The following is an 18,078-nucleotide window of genomic DNA, read 5'->3' as shown; positions in this document are numbered from 1 at the left end:
CCGCCCCTGTCACAGGCGGGCGAGTGTGCTCCAGAACATGGATTCGTAGCTCTGCAGCAGTCGGCCGTGGCGCTGGGCGAGCCTCTCGTCGAGCCGGCCCGCTTCCCGGCCCTCCTCCACGGCCGTCCGTGCGCTCTTGTCCAGGTCGGGGGACGGCTCGGCGAAGAAGTCGAAGAACGCGCACGTCTCGTCGGTGAGGTCGTAGTGGTGGCGCAGGGCTCGCGCGATCGTGGCGCAGTAGCCGCCCCAGGAGGCGAAGTTGGCGGTCAGGGCGAGGACCGCGTCGGCCGGCGCGGCCTCCAGCGCCAGGCGTGCGACGTACGACGGGTAGGCCTGGCAGCCCGGCAGCGGTTCATGGGCCGCGGCCCGTTCCTCGTCCACGCCGCAGGCCCGCGCGAACACCGTGAGGTGGCCGGCCGCGACGGCCTCGCCGTCCGCGAGCAGCCGGAAGAACGCGGCGCTCGCGGGGGCCTCGGTCGCCGCCCGCTGGGCCAGACGGGCGAAGGAGCGGTGGTCGGAGGCGATCACCAGGTGCTGTTCCATGGCCAGCACGGCGAGGGTGGCACGGTCGGCCGTCCCGGCGGCGATGAGCGGCAGCAGGGGGTTGTCGTCGGGGGCCGGGGCCAGTTTCGCGGTGAGGGTGTCCAGCAGGTGCCCTGCCGTGCGCGTCATGGCGTACTCCCGTCGGTTCCGGCGGTGGCGCTGTGCCTCTTCGACCATGGCACGGCCGCCCGGTCCGGAGTAGGGGGCGGTGCTCCGTGCGGCTTCGCCGGTCCGGAGTAGTCCGGCGCGAGATCGCCGGGCCGACGGGTGATCGTGGGTACTCCACCGCATCACCGCGTGCCCGGGCCGAGGGCCCCTTCCGGACAGCGAAAGCAGGCGTTCCCCATGCGTGGCGACACATGACGACGAGCGAAGAGACCCTGGGCGCCCCGCCGGTACGGCACTGGCCCGTCCTGAGGCTGAGCGGGGTCGACTTCGACCCCGTGCTGGCAGAGCTGATGCGGGAGGGCCCGATCAACCGGATCCAGCTGCCCAACGGCGAGGGCTGGGCATGGCTGCTGACCCGTCACGACGACGTACGGCTGGTGACGGACGACCCCCGGTTCAGCCGAGCGGAGGTGGCCGGCCGTCAGGTCACCCGGTGGGAGCCGCACTTCGCCCCGCGGCCCGGTGCGATGACCTTGGCCGACACGCCGGACCACGCCCGGCTGCGCCGTGCGCTCGCCCCGGCCTTCGACGCCCCGGGCATCGCCCGACTGCGGGCGACGGCGCGGCGGAAGCTGGAGGCGACGGTGGACGCGATGCTGCGCGACGGCCCGCCCGCGGACCTCGTCGCGCGGGTGCTGGAGCCGTTCGCGGTCACTGTGGTCTGCGACCTGATGGGGGTCCCCGAGGCGGACCGCGAGGAGATGCGGGTACGGAACCGGCGGATCCTGTCCCTGACGGACGGTGCCGAGGCCGGTGAACGGGCCGAGCGGGACATGAGGGCGTACTTCGCGACGGCCGTCACCGAGCACCGGGACTCCGGCGGGGAGGACGTCGTCTCCCTGCTCGGCGCGGCCGTGGGCCGGGGGGACATCACCCAGGAGGAGGCGTCGGCGCTGGCCGTTTCCCTGCAGATCGGCGGTGAGGCCCTCATCCACAACACGGGTCGGATGTGTTTCGTCCTGCTGAGCCGCCCCGACCTGCTCGCCCGGCTGCGCGAGGAGCCCGGGCTGCGGCCGCGCGCCGTCGAGGAACTGCTGCGGTACGTCCCGCACCGCAACGCCGTCGGCCTGTCCCGGATCGCTCTGGAGGACGTGGTCCTCCACGGTGTCCGCATCCGGGCCGGCGAGCCGGTCTATGTGTCGTACCTGGCCGCCAACCGTGACCCGGAGGTCTTCCCCGACCCCGAGCGCATCGACTTCGACCGCGACCCGAACCCCCATCTGGCCTTCGGGCACGGCGCCCATGCGTGCGTGGGCGCCGGCCTGGCCCGGCTGGAGGCCGAACTGGTCGTGGACGCGCTCCTGGACCGGGTGCCGGGCCTGCGGCCGGCGGTGCCGCCCGCCGAGGTCCGCTGGCGGCGCGGCGCCCTGATCCGCGGCCCCGAGGCCCTCCCGGTCACCTGGTGACCGTCACCCCGGGAGCGCGGCGCGTCTCATCGGTCCCGGGGTGCTATCGGATGGACATCCCCGAGACGGTGCGGGCGATCACCAGCCGCTGGATCTCGCTCGTCCCCTCGAAGATCGTGTAGATGGCTGCGTCCCGGTGCATGCGCTCCACCGGGTACTCGCGGGTGTAGCCGTTGCCGCCGAGGATCTGCAGGGCCTGCGCCGTCACCTTCTTCGCCGTCTCGCTCGCGAACAGCTTCGACTGCGAGCCCTCGGCGGCGGTGAACGGCTTGCCGTTGATCGCCATCCAGGAGGCCCGCCACACCAGCAGCCGGGCCGCGTCCACGGACGTCCGCATGTCCGCCAGCTGGAACGCGACGCCCTGGTTGTCGATGATCGGCCGCCCGAACTGCTCACGGGTCTTGGCGTACTCCAGAGCGACCTCGTAGGCGGCGCGGGCGGTGCCCACGGCCATCGCCCCGACGGCGGGCCGGCTCGCCTCGAACGTGGCCATCGCCGCGTTCTTCACCCGCTCGCCGCCGGCCTTGGCCCGCTCGCGGGCCCGCGCCAGGCGCTCGTCGAGCTTCTCCTTGCCGCCGAGGAGGCAGGAGCCGGGGACGCGCACGTCCTCCAGGACGACCTCGGCGGTGTGGGAGGCACGGATGCCGTGCTTCTTGAACTTCTGGCCCTGGGACAGGCCGGGCGTGTTCGGCGGGACGATGAAGGACGCGTGGCCCTTGGAGCCGAGTTCGGCGTCGACCACGGCCACCACGACGTGGACGTTGGCGATGCCGCCGTTGGTCGCCCAGGTCTTCGTGCCGTTGAGGACCCACTCGTCCTTGGCCTCGTCGTAGACCGCGCGGGTGCGCATGGAGGCGACGTCGGAGCCGGCGTCGGGCTCGGAGGAGCAGAAGGCGGCCACCTTGACGTCGTTGGCGTCGCCGTACATCTGGGGGATCCAGGTGCCGATCTGCTCCTCGGTGCCGTTGGCGAGGACGCCGACCGCCGCGAGGCCGGTGCCGACGATGGAGAGCGCGATGCCGGCGTCACCCCAGAACAGTTCCTCCATGGCCATGGGGATGCCGAGGCCGGTGGGGTCGAAGTACTGCTGGGCGTAGAAGTCGAGGGAGTAGATGCCGACCTTGGCGGCCTCCTGGATGACCGGCCAGGGCGTCTCCTCGCGCTCGTCCCACTCGGCGGCCGCGGGCCGGATCACATCGGCGGCGAATCCGTGCAGCCAGTCGCGGACCTCTCGCTGTTCCTCGTTGAGTTCCATCGTGAACTCGGCCATGACGCCTCCAGCACTGCACTAAGATGTTACCTGCGGTAACGCGAGTCTGTTACCGGTCGGTAGGAAAAGTCAACTCCCGGGTCGCCCTCGGTAGCCCGTTCGATCGTGACGTGTCCGTCAGTGCTACTTTGCGCAGGCGTCACCGAAATCTGTACTGGGGGAGAGACATGGACACCACGCAGTCGACCGACCAGGAACGGTCCGCCGACCGCCGTCGGCGCGAGCTGCTGGAGGCCGCGGACCGTGTGGTGCTCCGCGACGGCCCCGGGGCGTCGATGAACGCCATCGCCGCCGAGGCGGGCATCACCAAACCCATCCTTTACCGCCACTTCGGCGACAAGGGCGGACTCTACGCCGCGCTCGCCCAGCGTCACACCGATGCCCTCCTGGACTCCCTGCGGGCCGCCCTGGACGCCCCGGCGGAGCGCCGGGAACGCGTCGAGGCGACCCTCGACACCTATCTCGCGGCCATCGAGGCCCGCCCTCAGGTCTACCGCTTCCTGATGCATCCCGCCGAGGGCGGCCAGCCGGGGGGCGACCAGGGCTTCGACGTCGGCAAGCTCTCCGCGCCCCTGCTGCGGCGCATGGGCGAGGAACTGGGCACGGTCATAGAAGAGCGCCTCGACCTCGGCCCGGACAGCCGCCGGCTCGCACGGATCTGGGGCCATGGCATCGTGGGCATGATGCACGCCGCGGGCGACTGGTGGCTCGGCGAACGCCCCTGCACCAGGGCCGAGTTGGTCCGCAGCATGGCCGACCTCCTGTGGGGCCGCCTGGCGGCCGCGGGCGACAGGGTGGGCGGCCCGGGCTTCTGACCCCGGCCGCTTCGGAACCGGCGTGGGGCGCCGCGCGACCAGCGACGACGCACCCGCGCCCTGGCCCGCGCCCCCGCCCGCGCCCGCGCCCGCAGGCATGTCAGCCGCCCCACGGCGCCTTGGCGATCTTCCGCCGCACCACGGAACGGCGCCACCCCGAGAGGTGGTCCACATACACCCGGCCGTCGAGGTGATCGCACTCGTGCTGGAGGCACCGCGCGAAGAACCCGGTCCCCGGCACCCGTACACGGTCCCCGTCGACCGTGTACCCCTCCACCACGGCCTCGTCGTACCGTTCCACCCCCGCCTCCAGCCCCGGCAGCGACAGACAGCCCTCCGGCCCGCGCAGCAGGATCCCGTCCGCCGACACCAGCCGCGGGTTCACCACATGGCCGAGGTGGCGCTCGTCCTCGTCGTCCGGGCAGTCGTACACGAACACCCTCAGCGCCCGGCCCACCTGGTTCGCGGCCAGACCCACGCCGCGCGCCGCGTACATCGTCGCGAACATGTCCTCCACGAGCCGCTCGAGTTCGGGACCGAACTCCGTGACTTCCTCACACGGGGCGTGCAGGACGGGGTCCCCGAGCAGTGTGATGGGGAGAACGCGCCCTCGGGCGCCGGGAATCGAGCCGCTTCGCATGGGCGCAAGAGTACGTTCGGACCCGATATCGCCGGTCCCGTAGGTGCTACCGGCCCGGCGAGATTCGGGCGCGTGAGTGGATCTCGATAGGCTTTGGTCCACACGTTGCCGGGACTGGGCGCGGCGCTGTACGCAAGGAGGATCGAGAACTGATGGCAGGCAACTCGGACCCGCTGACGCCGCGGGCCAAGCTGGCCGTGACGGCGGGCAAGGCGGTCGCGGCGGCATCTCGTGCCGCGGGACGCGGTAGCGGATCGGTGATCGGCGGCCGGGTGGCCCTCAAACTCGACCCCGATCTGCTCGCACGACTGGCGCAGAACCTGGACGTCGTCCTGGTCTCCGCCACCAACGGCAAGACGACCACGACCCGGCTGATCGCTGAGGCGCTGCGCGCCGCGGGCCCCGTCGTGTCGAACGCGCTGGGCGCGAACATGCCCGCGGGCATCACCTCGGCGCTCGCCGGCAACTCCGACTCCAAGTTCGGTGTCATCGAGGTCGACGAGAAGTACCTCGCCGGTGTGGCACGGGACACGGACCCCAAGTGCATCGCGCTGCTCAACCTCTCGCGCGACCAGCTGGACCGGGCCGCCGAGACCCGCATGATGGCGGAGGCCTGGCGCGAGGGCCTGGCCGGCACCAAGTCCGTCGTCGTCGCCAACTGCGACGACCCGCTGGTGGTGTGGGCGGCGTCGTCCTCCCCCAACGTGGTCTGGGTCGCCGTCGGCCAGATGTGGAAGGACGACGCCTGGTCGTGCCCGGCGTGCGGCGGTGTGATGCAGCGCCCGGGCGACGACTGGTTCTGCGGTGAGTGCGGTTTCCGCCGGCCCACCCCGAGCTGGGCGCTCTCCGGCGACCACGTCCTCGACCCGCACGGCTCGGCCTGGCCGATCCACCTCCAGCTGCCGGGCCGCGCCAACAAGGCGAACGCCGCCTCGTCGGCCGCCGTCGCCGCGGTCTTCGGGGTTCCCCCGCAGGTCGCCCTGGAACGGATGTACCAGGTACAGGCCGTCGCCGGACGCTATGACGTGGTGCAGTTCATGCAGCGCGATCTGCGGCTGCTGCTCGCCAAGAACCCGGCGGGCTGGCTGGAGACGTTCTCGCTGATCGACCCGCCGCCGTCGCCGGTGATCCTGTCGGTGAACGCGCGCGGCGCCGACGGCACCGACACCTCCTGGCTGTGGGACGTCGACTACACGCGGCTGACCGGTCACCCGATCTTCGTGCTGGGCGACCGGAAGCTCGACCTCGCGGTGCGTCTGGAAGTGGCGAACCAGCACTTCCAGGTGTGCGACAGCCTCGACCAGGCGGTGCAGATGTGTCCGCCGGGCCGGATCGAGGTCATCGCGAACTACACCGCGTTCCAGGACCTTCGCCGCCGCGTCGGCAACTGACCACGAGGACTCGAGGGGAACTCATGAGTGACAACAGCCTGCGGGTCGTCTGGGTCTACCCGGACCTGCTCAGCACGTACGGCGACCAGGGCAACGTGCTGGTCGTGGAGCGCCGGGCGCGTCAGCGCGGCCTGGACGTGGCCCGGCTGGACGTGCGCAGCGACCAGCCGATCCCGACCTCCGGCGACATCTACCTGATCGGCGGCGGCGAGGACCGTCCGCAGCGGCTCGCGGCCGAGCGGCTGCGCCGCGACGGGCATCTCTACCAGGCGGTGAACAACGGCGCGATCGTGTTCGCGGTGTGCGCCGGCTACCAGATCCTCGGCCACGAGTTCGTCAACGACCTCGGTCAGCGCGAGCCGGGCCTCGGTCTGCTCGACGTGACCACGGTCCGCGGCGAGGGCGAGCGGTGCGTCGGCGACGTCCTCGCGGACATCGACCCGCGTCTCGGGCTGCCCCAGCTGACCGGGTTCGAGAACCACCAGGGCGTCACCCACCTCGGCCCCACCGCCCGCCCGTTCGCGAACGTGCGGCTCGGCAAGGGCAACGGCACGGGCGACGGCACGGAGGGCGCGTACAACGACACCGTGTTCGGCACCTACATGCACGGTCCGGTGCTCGCCCGGAACCCGCTGATCGCCGATCTGCTGCTGAAGTTGGCGCTCGACGTCAACGCGCTGCCGCCGACCGACGACCGCTGGTTCGAGGCCCTGCGCAACGAGCGGATCGCGGCGGCCACCGAGCCGGCATAACGGGTCCGCGCGGACCGGCCCGGACGGCGTCGGCCGAGGTCCGCGCACCTTCGGCGAGGTGGGCCGAGGAGCTTGAGAAACGGTTCCTCAGTGCCCGTACCGAAGCCCGTCTGACACCGCCCCCGCTCAGGTGTGACAGCCCGTCTGACCAGGCGTGCGCTCACCTGTGCGGGGGCGTCCAGCAGGCGGACGCCCGCTACGGTCCGGCCCCCCGGCGCCGGTAGGGTGGCGGGGATTCCGCCGGACAGCGTGGTCCGGATCCTGCCCACGTTGAGAAGGTAATTCGGGCTATGCGCATTGGTGTCCTCACGTCCGGCGGCGACTGCCCCGGGCTGAACGCCGTCATCCGGTCCGTCGTGCACCGCGCCGTCGTCGACCACGGCGACGAGGTCATCGGCTTCCGGGACGGTTGGAAAGGCCTCCTGGAGTGCGACTACCTCAAGCTCGACCTCGACGCGGTGAGCGGCATCCTGGCTCGCGGCGGCACGATCCTCGGTTCCTCCCGGGTCCAGCCCTCGCATCTGCGGGACGGTGTGGAGCGGGCGAAGGGCCATCTCGCGGAGCTCGGCCTCGACGCGATCATCCCGATCGGCGGTGAGGGCACGCTCAAGGCGGCCCGGCTGATGTCGGACAACGGCCTGCCCGTCGTGGGCGTGCCGAAGACCATCGACAACGACATCGCGGTCACCGATGTGACGTTCGGGTTCGACACGGCCGTCGGTGTCGCCACCGAGGCCCTGGACCGTCTGAAGACCACCGCCGAGTCCCACCAGCGCGTCCTGGTCGTGGAGGTCATGGGCCGCCACACCGGCTGGATCGCCCTCCACTCCGGCATGGCGGCCGGCGCGCACGCCATCGTCGTACCGGAACGGCCCTTCGACATCGAGGAGCTGGCCGCGCGGGTCGGCGAGCGCTTCGAGGCGGGCAAGCGCTTCGCGATCGTCGTGGCCGCCGAGGGCGCCAAGCCGAAGGCCGGGTCCATGGACTTCGACGAGGGCGGCAAGGACATCTACGGCCACGAGCGGTTCGCCGGCATCGCCCGGCAGCTCTCCGTCGAGCTGGAGGCGCGGCTCGGCAAGGAGGCGCGGCCGGTCATCCTCGGGCATGTGCAGCGGGGCGGTACGCCGACCGCGTACGACCGGGTGCTGGCGACGCGCTTCGGGTGGCACGCGGTGGAGGCCGTGCACCGCGGGGAGTTCGGCAGGATGACCGCGCTGCGGGGCACGGACATCGTGATGGTGCCGCTCGCCGAGGCGGTGGAGACGCTGAAGACCGTTCCGGAGGAGCGGTACGACGAAGCCGAGTGCGTGCTCTGAGTGACGCGAGCGCTGTACCGCCCCCGGTCGCCGACGCGGCCGGGGGCGGTTCTAGTCTGGTGCCGGACAGACAGCGCTCAACCCCCACGAATCAGGAGCCGGCGTAATGGATCACAGCGGGCACGGCACGGATCTCCTGCCCTTCACCCTGGGGCGGGGGCTCGGGTGGTCGGCGGACCCGTTCTTCCTGGTCGGCTGTCTGCTGGCGCTCGCGCTGTACGCGTGGGGCGTCGTCCGGCTCGTCCGGCGCGGGGACAAGTGGCCGGTGGGGCGGACCGTCGCGTTCGTCGCGGGTGTGCTGATGATCATGCTGGTGATGTGCACCCGGCTGAACGACTACGGGATGGTCATGTTCAGCGTGCACATGGTGCAGCACATGGTGATCAGCATGCTGGCGCCGATCCTGCTGCTGCTGGGCGCGCCGATCACCCTGGCGCTGCGGGCGCTGCCGACGGCGGGCAAGGGCCGCAAGGGGCCCCGCGAGCTGCTGCTGATGTTCCTGCACAGCTGGTACATGCGGATCGTCACGCACCCTGCGTTCACGATCCCGATGTTCATCGCGAGCCTGTACGCGCTGTACTTCACCCCGCTGTTCGACTTCCTGATGGGGTCCAGGCCGGGGCACATCGCGATGATGGTGCACTTCCTCGCCGTGGGCCTGTTCTTCTTCTGGCCGATCATGGGCGTGGACCCGGGCCCGCACCGGCCGGGCTATCTGATGCGGATGCTGGAGTTGTTCGCGGGGATGCCGTTCCACGCGTTCTTCGGCATCGCCCTGATGATGGCGTCCACGCCGATGGTGAAGTCGTACGAGAACCCGCCCGCGTCGCTGGGCATCGACGCGCTCGCCGACCAGAACGCCGCCGGCGGCATCGCGTGGGCGTTCAGCGAGATCCCGTCCGTGCTGGTGCTGCTCGCGCTGCTCTTCCAGTGGTACGGCTCCGAACAGCGCCAGGCACGGCGCCAGGACCGGGCGGCCGACCGGGACGGCGACAAGGAACTCGAGGCGTACAACGCCTATCTGGCCTCACTCAACGCACGCGGCCGCTGAGCCCTTCTCGTGGCCTCGGGGTCACTCCCCCTTTCCGTGACCCCTATTCTTTTGTTCGACCCCACGACCGCACATTCATATTTTTCTTGACTGAAGGGCTTTTCCCTTCAGTAGCATGATGCGTGAGCCCCGCTTCCGCCCTGCGGGGTGACGGGGGAAACCGCCGGGGGGAGCGGTCATGACAATTCACGTATGCCTGCGAACGTGTTTGCGAAATGCCGGGAAATCGGCCGTCCGTAGGATAGCCGTTCTCCTGGTGGGCGCAGTGGTCCTCAGCGGATGCGCTGACTCCGGTCCGGCGCTGCTCCCGGTGCGGGCGGTCGCCGCGGGCGTGGCCTCCCTCGCCCCCTTCTTCGACGAGGACGCCGGGCTGGGGCGGGACCAGAAGAACCTCACGTCCCGTGAGCCGCACAGCGGACTCCAGCAGGGGAACGCGCCCGGCCTCTACGGCGGAACGCGGAAGCGCCCGAAGATCTGCGACATCGCCAAACTCGAGCGTTTTCTGACGGATCCCGAAAACCGGAATAAGGCTCAGGTCTGGGCCGACATCGTGGGCGTGAAGGTCGACGGAATCAGCGATTATCTCGACGACCTCACTCCCGTTCTCCTGCGCCACGACACGCTCGTGAAGAACCACGACTACAAGAAGGGCGAAGGCGTCCCCTTCGACGCGCTGTTGGAAGCGGGCATCGCCGTATTGGTGAACGAACAGGGGCTGCCTGCTGTGAAGTGCAGCTGCGGAAATCCCCTGCGGACGTTCGACGACGACCCCGAGCGCATCGATGTGAAGTTCGACGACCGCAACGACGAGTGGGAGAGCTACGACGAGTCCTCGACGGTCGTGGTGAAGCCCGCGCCCGAGCAGCTGAAGGAGATCAAGCTCGTCGACGTCGAGGACCCCGGCCAGGGCATCAGCCGGGACGTCGGTACCGCGGGAGAGTCGGACGAGACGTTCGACGCACGTGAACGGCGGACGGTGCCGGAGGTTGCGGGGAAGTCCTTCGGTGAGGCGAGCGCGGCCCTGGCCGACGACGGCCTCGCGGTGGTCGTCGAGGGGGACGAGATGCCGCCGAGCGACGCTCCCGTGACGGGGTCCAGTCCGGGAGCGGGTGCGAAGCGGGAGTTCGGCGACGCGGTGACGCTGACGGTGGACTGGAAGCCGACGGATGTGCCGCCGACGGACGGCGGCACAGGGACCGGGACCGGGACCGACACGGGTGCGGCTTCGGAGGGTTCAGGATCCGACTCCGGCTCCGGATCGGGGAGCACGGACAGCGGCTCCGACTCCGGCTCCGGATCAGGCAGCACGGACAGCGGCTCCGACTCCGGCTCCGGATCAGGCAGCACGGACAGCGGCTCCGACTCCGGCTCCGGATCAGGCAGCACGGACAGCGGCTCCGACTCCGGCTCCGGATCAGGCAGCACGGACAGCGGCTCCGACTCCGGCTCCGGATCAGGCAGCACGGACAGCGGCTCCGACTCCGGCTCCGGATCAGGCAGCACGGACAGCGGCTCCGACTCCGGCTCCGGATCAGGCAGCACGGACAGCGGCTCCGACTCCGGCTCCGGATCAGGCAGCACGGACAGCGGCTCCGACTCCGGCTCCGGATCAGGCAGCACGGACAGCGGCTCCGACTCCGGCTCCGGATCAGGCAGCACGGACAGCGGCTCCGACTCCGGCTCCGGATCAGGCAGCACGGACAGCGGCTCCGACTCCGGCTCCGGATCAGGCAGCACAGACAGCGGCTCCGACTCCGGCTCCGGATCAGGCAGCACAGACAGCGGCTCCGACTCCGGATCGGATTCGGGATCCGGTTCAGGGTCGGGTTCGGGTTCGGGGTCGGGTTCGGGTTCGGGTTCGGTGGGGTCTACCGACGGCGGGATCCCCTCGCCGAGCGAATCCACGCCCACGCCCGAACCGACCACCCCGACGCCCACGCCGGAGCCGACCACTCCAACCCCGACACCCACCACGTCGAGTGCGGCCCCACCGGACCCCACCCAGTCGGAGGAGAGCGATCCGCCCGTCGACCCGCCGGTCGATCCGCCGGTGGATCCGACGAGCAGTGATCCCGAGCCGTCCGGGGACACCCCGTCCGAGGACCGCGGTGGCCCGGGAGGTCCCGGCGGCGACACCGGAGACCCCGTCGAGGACCCGGCCCAGCCCGTATGGATCTGAACCCTGGGGAGTGACCGATGCAGTCCGAAGCACCGGAGTCGGGAGTCGGCCGCGTCATCGCCGACCGCTACCTGTTACTGAACCGCCTGGGCAGCGGCGGAATGGGCCATGTCTGGCTCGCCCACGACCAGCAGCTGGACTGCGAGGTGGCGCTCAAGGAAATCGTGTTCCGCGACCCGGACGAGGAGGAGCAGGACCGCGCCACCCGGGTCGCGCGGGCCCGCGCGGAGGCCCGGCACGCCGCCGGGCTGCGCGACCACCCCCACGTCGTCACCGTGCACGACGTCCTCGAACACGACGAGCTGCCGTGGATCGTCATGGAATACGTACCCGGCGCCCTGGACCTGAAGGCACTCGTCACCCAACGCGGCCCGCTCGCGCCCGCCGAGTGTGCCCGGATAGGGCTCGCCGTCCTGGACGCGCTGACCGCCGGGCACGAGCGCGGCATCATGCACCGGGACGTCAAACCGGCCAACATCCTGCTCGCCCCCGACCGCACCGGATCGCCGTACGCGCGCGTCCTGCTCACCGACTACGGCATCTCCGTGCAGCCCGACACCCAGGAGACCCGGTACACCCGCTCCAACATGCTGGTCGGGACCACCGGGTATCTGGCGCCCGAACGGGCCCAGGGCGGGCCGCCGACCGCCGCTGCCGACCTGTTCTCGCTGGGCTGCACGCTGTACTACGCCGTGGAGGGCTTCGGCCCCTTCGACCGGGACTCCGGGATCGCCGCCCTGACCGCCGTCGTCCTGGAGGAGCCGCGTCCGGTGCTGCGCGCGGGCGCCCTGGAGCCGCTGCTGGCCGCGATGCTGGCCAAGGACCCGGTGCACCGGATCACCGCGGCCGACACCGAGGTGGCCCTCGCGGCGATCGTGACCCCGCGGGCCCACCCCCGCACCGATCCGGACCTGGGGTCCCAGCCGCAGTGGGCGAGCGGGGCCCTGCACACCGTGGAGCCGGAGGTGCTCGCCTCCCGGCACCCGCACGAGGCGCCCTGGCCCGCGCCCACCGCGACGCCGGAGAACCACTCCGACTGGGCCTCCCCCTCCTCCGACCACGGCCCCGCCCACCCCTCCCGCCGCTCCCCCGGCGCCCGCACCGACGGTCGACGCCGTCATCACCGGGCGAAGGCCCTGCTGGCCGGCATGGCGACCACCCTCGGTCTGGCCCTGCTGGTGAGCGGGATCATGTACGGGCTGGAGAACCTGCCGGACCTCCGCACACTCGGCGGTGGCACCGGAAGCGGCGCGAGGCCCTACGGAGACGCCATCGGGCTGACGCGGGCGCTCAGGAACGGCGACTGCGTCGACGCCGACTGGTCGGGCGTCCCCTTCACGGACCAGCCCCGGCTCACCGTCGTGGACTGCGGCGAGGGCACGGACGGGCAGGTCATGGCCGTGTACGAGGCCGGATCCGCCGAGGACGCCCGCAGCGGCGGGGCCGCCCAGTGCGACCGGCTCACCAAGGAGGCCGACGGCCTGCTCGCCGACACCCGCGGCTACGCGGTGGTGCCGACCGCCGACGGCTTCGACACCGCCGGACAGCGCGTCGCCTGCCTGCTGCTGGGCACCCACGGACCGGTGCACGGCCCGATCGGGGAGCACCGGCCGATGGGCATGGTGTTCACGGACACGGCCACCATGCAGAAGCGGGACTGCCTCGACGAGCTCTCCCTCGACCGCGCCAAGCTGGTCCCGTGCGACGGGCCGCACGACCAGCAGGTGCTCGCGTTCCTCCAGGTGCCCTCCGATCTGAAGCTGAAGGACGCGAAGCGCGAGGGAGCCGACATCTGCCAGAAAGAGGTCCCGCCCAAGGAGTACGGCTACCCCCACGACACCTATGAAGCCGCTGTCTGGGTGGGAGACAGTGGATGGCATTCGGACTCACATTTCGTCGTCTGCACCGCGATGCGCCAGGACAGGCGCACCATGGAGAAGGACGAACCATGAGGAGGGTGTCGCGATGCCCAGTTCGACTAAGGCCATGGGGGTGCTCACCGTGGGTGGGCTGGTCGCGGTGACGGCCTACACCGTGGCTCTCGGAAGCAATGGCTGGCTGTGGTTCGGATGGGTCGTCCTCGGCCTGCTGACGCTGGGGATGGTGGCATCGCGCACCTGAGACGAGCGCACCTGACACGCACGCACGCTGGGGCGCACACTGTGTGATCCTCAGGCTCGGGGTATTCCCCCGTCCGGGTGTACGCCCGGCTGGTATTTCGGCAGCCGGGCGGTGATCTTCATGCCTGCGCCGACCGCGGTCTCGATGACGAGGCCGTGGTCGTCGCCGTACACCTGGCGGAGCCGTTCGTCGACGTTGCTCAGGCCTATGCCGCCCGAGGGGCTCGTCTCGCCGGAGAGGATGCGGCGCAGTACCTCGGGGTCCATGCCGACGCCGTCGTCCTCGATGACGACGAGTGCCTCCGCGCCCGCGTCCTGGGCGGTGATGCTGATGTGGCTCTTGTCGAGCCGGCCCTCCAGACCGTGCTTCACCGCGTTCTCCACCAGGGGCTGGAGGCAGAGGAAGGGCAGGGTGACGGGCAGGACCTCCGGGGCTATCTGCAGGGTGACGGAGAGGCGGTCGCCGAAGCGGGCCCGGACCAGGGCCAGGTAGTGGTCTATGGCGTGGAGTTCGTCGGCGAGGGTGGTGAAGTCGCCGTGCCTGCGGAACGAGTAGCGGGTGAAGTCGGCGAACTCCAGCAGCAGTTCGCGGGCGCGCTCGGGGTCGGTTCGGACGAACGAGGCGATCACGGCGAGCGAGTTGAAGATGAAGTGCGGGGAGATCTGGGCGCGCAGGGCCTTGATCTCGGCCTCGATGAGCCGGGTGCGGGACTGGTCGAGGTCGGCGAGTTCCAGCTGGACGGAGACCCAGCGGGCGACCTCGCCGGCCGCGCGGACGAGGACGGCGGACTCCAGAGGGGCGCAGGCGACGAGCGTGCCGTGGACGCGGTCGTCGACCGTGAGGGGGGCGACGACCGCCCAGCGGACCGGGCAGTCGAGGATGTCGCAGGTCAGACGGAACGCCTCGCCCCGGCCGGTCTCCAGGGGACCGGCGAGACGCTCCATGATCTCGGCGCGGTGGTGCTCCCCCACGCCCTCCCAGACGAGGACCGACTCGTGGTCGGTGAGGCACAGCGCGTCCGTGCCGAGCAGGGTGCGCAGCCGCTTGGCGGATCTGCGGGCCGTCTCCTCGGTGAGGCCGGCACGCAGCGGGGGCGCGGCGAGCGTCGCGGTGTGCAGGGTCTGGAACGTGGCGTGCTCCACGGGCGTACCGAGGCCGCCCAGGCTTCTGCCCGGCCGGGCCGTCCGGCGACCGAGCCAGAAGCCGGCCGCGAGGAACGGCAGCACCGCGACCAGGAACCCGGCCAGGAATCCGCTGACTTCACCGCTCATCGTTCACCTCCTGCAACTGGTACACCGCCCACGGCTCGCGGGTTCCCGGTCCACCGCGCAAGGGCTTCCGGCCCACCGCGGCGGGTTCCGTTCACCGGCGCCACAGTTCGATCTCCTTCGAGGCCGCTCCGGGCTGGCCGCCGACCAGTTCCTCCGGCAGATGGAAGCGGGCCAGGATCGACGAGGTCTCGGCCGGGACCCTGCTCGGTGTGGCGAGGGAGACCAGGACCATCGTCAGGAAGCCGAGCGGGACCGACCAGAGGGCGGGCCAGGCGAGCAAGGCGTGGAACGCGCCGGTGCCGGGGTAGCCGGCCATGGTCGCCGCGACCGCGAGCAGCGCCGCTCCGCCGCCGGCGAGCATGCCCGCGGCGGCCCCCGGCGGGGTCAGGCGCCGCCACCAGATGCCGAGGACGAGCAGCGGGCAGAAGGACGAGGCGGACACGGCGAAGGCGAGGCCGACCGCGTCGGCGACGGGTAGTCCGCCCACCAGGACGCTCGCCGCGAGGGGGACGGCCATGGCGAGGACCGTGCCGAGCCGGAAGTGCCGTACCCCGCGCGCGGGCAGCACGTCCTGGGTGAGGACGCCGGCGATGGCCAGGGTGAGGCCGGACGCGGTGGACAGGAACGCCGCGAACGCGCCGCCCGCGACGAGCGCGCCCAGCAGATCGCCGCCGAGTCCGCCGATCATGCGGTCCGGCAGGAGGAGTACGGCCGCGTCGGCGTCCCCGGTGAGGGTGAGTTCGGGGGCGTAGAGCCGGCCGAGGGCCCCGTAGACCGGGGGAAGGAGATAGAAGGCGCCGATGAGGCCGAGGACGACGACCGTGGTGCGGCGGGCGGCGACACCGTGGGGGCTGGTGTAGAAGCGGACGACGACATGGGGCAGGCCCATGGTGCCGAGGAACGTGGCGAGGATCAGCCCGTAGGTGGCGTAGAGGGGGCGTTCCTCGCGGCCCTCGGCGAGGGAGGTGGACATGCCGCCGTTGCTGCCTCGGTCGGCGACGGGCACGGGGTCGCCCTCGGTGAAGGTCAGCCGGGTGCCCCGCTCGACGCGGTGGGTGCCGGCGGGCAGGTCGATCCGTTTCTCGTCGTGGCGGCGGCCGTCGATCGTGCCGGACACCGTGACGATCAGCGGCTCGGCGAGCTTCAGGTCGAGGGTCGCGTCGACGCGGACGACCCGCTGCTCGCGGAAGGACGCCGGTTCGTCGAAGGCGTGGCGGGGAGCGCCGTCGCCCTTCCAGGCGAGGACGAGGAAGAGCGCGGGGACCAGCAGGGCGGTGAGTTTCAGCCAGTACTGGAACGCCTGCACGAAGGTGATGCTGCGCATGCCGCCCGCGGCGACGGTCGCGGCGACGACAACGGCGACGATGACCCCGCCGAGCCACTGGGGCGCGTCGGTGAGCACGTTCAGGGTCAGTCCGGCGCCCTGGAGCTGGGGCAGCAGGTAGAGCCAGCCGACGCCGACGACGAAGGCGCCCGCGAGCCGCCGTACGGTCTTGGAGGCGAGCCGGGCCTCCGCGAAGTCGGGCAGGGTGTAGGCGCCCGAGCGGCGCAGCGGGGCGGCGACGAACAGCAGCAGCACGAGGTATCCGGCGGTGTAGCCGACCGGGTACCAGAGCATGTCGGGGCCCTGGACGAGGACGAGGCCCGCGATGCCGAGGAAGGAGGCGGCGGACAGGTACTCGCCGCTGATCGCGGCCGCGTTGAGGCGAGGGCCGACGGTGCGGGAGGCGACGTAGAAGTCGGAGGTCGTGCGGGAGATGCGCAGACCGAACGCGCCGACGAGGACGGTCGCCACGACGACGAGGGCGACCGCGGGGACGGCGTAGTTCTCGTTCATGCGGGCTTCTCGCTCACGGGCTTCACGTTCATACGGGCGTTTCGTTCATGCGGGCTTCTCGATCATGCTGGGTTGTCGTTCATGCTGGGCTTCCGGTCGGCTCGGGCAGGGGGGTCTCAGCGGTCCTCGACGAGGCGTACGAGGTCCTGTTCGTTGCGTTCGGCGCGCCGTACGTGCCAGCGGGCGAGGAGGACCAGCGGGGGGTAGATGCCGAAGCCGAGGACGGCCCACTCCAGGCCGGCGCCGTCCGGCATGGCGGCGAAGACCAGCGGCAGCGGGGCGACCAGCAGGACCAGGACCGCGAACACCCCGAGCGCGGCCCGGAGTTGGCTGCGCATGAGGGAGCGGACGTAGGTGTGGCCGAGGGTGGTCTGTTCGTCGATCTCGGTGCGCGGGCGGTGGTGGCCGGAGCGGAGCGGGTGTCTCCCGCCCGGGCGCCGGGGGTGCGGGAGCGTGCGGCGGGGCACGCCGGTGACGACGACGCGCCGTTCGGTGGGGTCCTGGGGCATGCCGTCTCCTCAGCCCGTGGTCCGGCGCATCAGCAGATCGCGCAGTTCGCGGGCGTGGCGGCGGCTGACCTGGAGTTCCACGGAGCCGACGAGGACGCTGACCGTGCCCGCGTCGAGGCGGAGTTCGCCGATGTGGCGCAGGGCGACGAGGTGGCGGCGGTGGATGCGGACGAAGCCGCGGGCGCGCCAGCGTTCCTCGAGGGTGGAGAGCGGGATGCGGACGAGATGGCTGCCCTGCGAGGTGTGCAGTCGGGCGTAGTCGCCCTGGGCCTCGACATGGGTGATGTCGTCGACGGCGACGAAGCGGGTCACTCCGCCGAGCTCGACGGGTATCTGGTCGGGGTCGGGTTCGTGGACCGGTATCGGCGGGGCGGCGCCGCGCATCTGGGCGGCTCGGCGTATCGCCTCGGCGAGCCGTTCCCGGCGGACGGGCTTGAGGACGTAGTCGACGGCCTTGAGGTCGAAGGCCTGCACGGCGAAGCCCTCGTGGGCGGTGACGAAGACGACGAGCGGGGGCCGGGCGAAGCCGGTGAGGAGCCGGGCGAGGTCGAGGCCGTCGAGTCCGGCCATGTGGATGTCGAGGAAGACCACGTCGATCGCCTCGGGTCCGGCGGGCCCGGACTCCAGGGCGCGGTTGATCCGGCGCAGGGCTTCGGTGGCGTCGCCGGCGCCCTCGGCGCTGCTGATCCGCGGATCCGCGTTCAGCAGATACAGCAGCTCCTCGAGGGAGGGTTTCTCGTCATCGACGGCGAGCGCGCGCAGCATGAACCCGGAGTGTAGGAGTAATTCGTACGACTGCACACGTCCGC

Annotated in this window: 16 protein-coding genes; 9 read left to right on the top strand and 7 right to left on the bottom strand. The window is 71.4% G+C overall.

Annotation, left to right across the window (positions count from 1 at the left end; translation table 11 throughout):
- Nucleotides 1-9 precede the first annotated feature (9 nt).
- A complete protein-coding gene (locus tag M8J73_RS18315; RefSeq protein ID WP_055540961.1) occupies nucleotides 10-672 on the bottom strand; it encodes a thiaminase II/PqqC family protein in 663 nt (220 codons plus the stop codon).
- A gap of 230 nt (nucleotides 673-902) precedes the next feature.
- On the opposite strand from M8J73_RS18315, the gene M8J73_RS18310 reads away from it, so the two are divergent.
- A complete protein-coding gene (locus M8J73_RS18310) occupies nucleotides 903-2,117 on the top strand; it encodes a cytochrome P450 (protein WP_055540955.1) in 1,215 nt (404 codons plus the stop codon).
- A 43-nt stretch (nucleotides 2,118-2,160) separates the two neighbouring features.
- Here M8J73_RS18310 and M8J73_RS18305 read toward each other — a convergent pair whose 3' ends face one another.
- On the bottom strand, nucleotides 2,161-3,387 hold the full coding sequence (locus M8J73_RS18305; RefSeq protein ID WP_055540954.1) for an acyl-CoA dehydrogenase family protein: 1,227 nt from the start codon (nucleotides 3,385-3,387) through the stop codon (nucleotides 2,161-2,163).
- 167 nt (nucleotides 3,388-3,554) lie between these two features.
- Between M8J73_RS18305 and M8J73_RS18300 the strand changes: the two genes are divergently transcribed.
- On the top strand, nucleotides 3,555-4,202 hold the full coding sequence (locus M8J73_RS18300; protein WP_055540953.1) for a TetR/AcrR family transcriptional regulator: 648 nt from the start codon (nucleotides 3,555-3,557) through the stop codon (nucleotides 4,200-4,202).
- 100 nt (nucleotides 4,203-4,302) lie between these two features.
- On the opposite strand, the gene def is transcribed toward M8J73_RS18300, so the two are convergent.
- Complete coding sequence (gene def / locus M8J73_RS18295; RefSeq protein ID WP_206187963.1) at nucleotides 4,303-4,842, bottom strand: peptide deformylase; 540 nt, start codon at nucleotides 4,840-4,842, stop codon at nucleotides 4,303-4,305.
- A gap of 152 nt (nucleotides 4,843-4,994) precedes the next feature.
- Between def and M8J73_RS18290 the strand changes: the two genes are divergently transcribed.
- The 7 genes from M8J73_RS18290 to M8J73_RS18260 all read left to right on the top strand — a co-directional run bounded on the left by M8J73_RS18290 (nucleotide 4,995) and on the right by M8J73_RS18260 (nucleotide 13,652).
- On the top strand, nucleotides 4,995-6,233 hold the full coding sequence (locus M8J73_RS18290) for a Mur ligase family protein (protein ID WP_055540952.1): 1,239 nt from the start codon (nucleotides 4,995-4,997) through the stop codon (nucleotides 6,231-6,233).
- A gap of 23 nt (nucleotides 6,234-6,256) precedes the next feature.
- Nucleotides 6,257-6,985: a type 1 glutamine amidotransferase gene (locus M8J73_RS18285; protein WP_055522331.1), complete on the top strand. Its 729-nt coding sequence runs from the start codon at nucleotides 6,257-6,259 to the stop codon at nucleotides 6,983-6,985.
- Nucleotides 6,986-7,275: 290 nt separating this feature from the next.
- A complete protein-coding gene (locus M8J73_RS18280; RefSeq protein ID WP_055540951.1) occupies nucleotides 7,276-8,301 on the top strand; it encodes a 6-phosphofructokinase in 1,026 nt (341 codons plus the stop codon).
- Between the two features lie 106 nt (nucleotides 8,302-8,407).
- Nucleotides 8,408-9,352 (top strand): cytochrome c oxidase assembly protein, encoded by a 945-nt coding sequence (locus tag M8J73_RS18275; protein ID WP_055540950.1) that lies wholly within the window; start codon nucleotides 8,408-8,410, stop codon nucleotides 9,350-9,352.
- Between the two features lie 256 nt (nucleotides 9,353-9,608).
- Nucleotides 9,609-11,531: a DUF6777 domain-containing protein gene (locus tag M8J73_RS18270; RefSeq protein WP_249828808.1), complete on the top strand. Its 1,923-nt coding sequence runs from the start codon at nucleotides 9,609-9,611 to the stop codon at nucleotides 11,529-11,531.
- Between the two features lie 17 nt (nucleotides 11,532-11,548).
- Nucleotides 11,549-13,483, top strand: coding sequence for a serine/threonine-protein kinase (locus tag M8J73_RS18265; protein WP_249828807.1), 1,935 nt, complete (start codon nucleotides 11,549-11,551; stop codon nucleotides 13,481-13,483).
- Nucleotides 13,484-13,496: 13 nt separating this feature from the next.
- Nucleotides 13,497-13,652 carry a hypothetical protein gene (locus M8J73_RS18260; protein ID WP_107102705.1) on the top strand — a complete coding sequence of 52 codons (156 nt, stop codon included), beginning with the start codon at nucleotides 13,497-13,499 and terminating at the stop codon, nucleotides 13,650-13,652.
- Between the two features lie 50 nt (nucleotides 13,653-13,702).
- Here M8J73_RS18260 and M8J73_RS18255 read toward each other — a convergent pair whose 3' ends face one another.
- The 4 genes from M8J73_RS18255 to M8J73_RS18240 all read right to left on the bottom strand — a co-directional run bounded on the left by M8J73_RS18255 (nucleotide 13,703) and on the right by M8J73_RS18240 (nucleotide 18,034).
- On the bottom strand, nucleotides 13,703-14,923 hold the full coding sequence (locus tag M8J73_RS18255) for a sensor histidine kinase (RefSeq protein ID WP_055537441.1): 1,221 nt from the start codon (nucleotides 14,921-14,923) through the stop codon (nucleotides 13,703-13,705).
- 91 nt (nucleotides 14,924-15,014) lie between these two features.
- Complete coding sequence (locus M8J73_RS18250) at nucleotides 15,015-16,760, bottom strand: sodium/solute symporter (RefSeq protein WP_055537442.1); 1,746 nt, start codon at nucleotides 16,758-16,760, stop codon at nucleotides 15,015-15,017.
- A 116-nt stretch (nucleotides 16,761-16,876) separates the two neighbouring features.
- Nucleotides 16,877-17,269: a hypothetical protein gene (locus tag M8J73_RS18245; protein WP_055537443.1), complete on the bottom strand. Its 393-nt coding sequence runs from the start codon at nucleotides 17,267-17,269 to the stop codon at nucleotides 16,877-16,879.
- Nucleotides 17,270-17,278: 9 nt separating this feature from the next.
- Entirely contained in the window at nucleotides 17,279-18,034 is a 756-nt protein-coding gene (locus M8J73_RS18240; RefSeq protein ID WP_055537444.1) for a LytR/AlgR family response regulator transcription factor, read from the bottom strand.
- Nucleotides 18,035-18,078 lie beyond the last annotated feature (44 nt).

Origin of the sequence: Streptomyces neyagawaensis, assembly GCF_023516595.1 — a bacterium.
GTDB lineage: Bacteria > Actinomycetota > Actinomycetes > Streptomycetales > Streptomycetaceae > Streptomyces > Streptomyces neyagawaensis.
The sequence above is the reverse complement of the archived record's forward strand: the minus strand, read 5'-3'. Positions and strand labels throughout refer to the sequence as shown.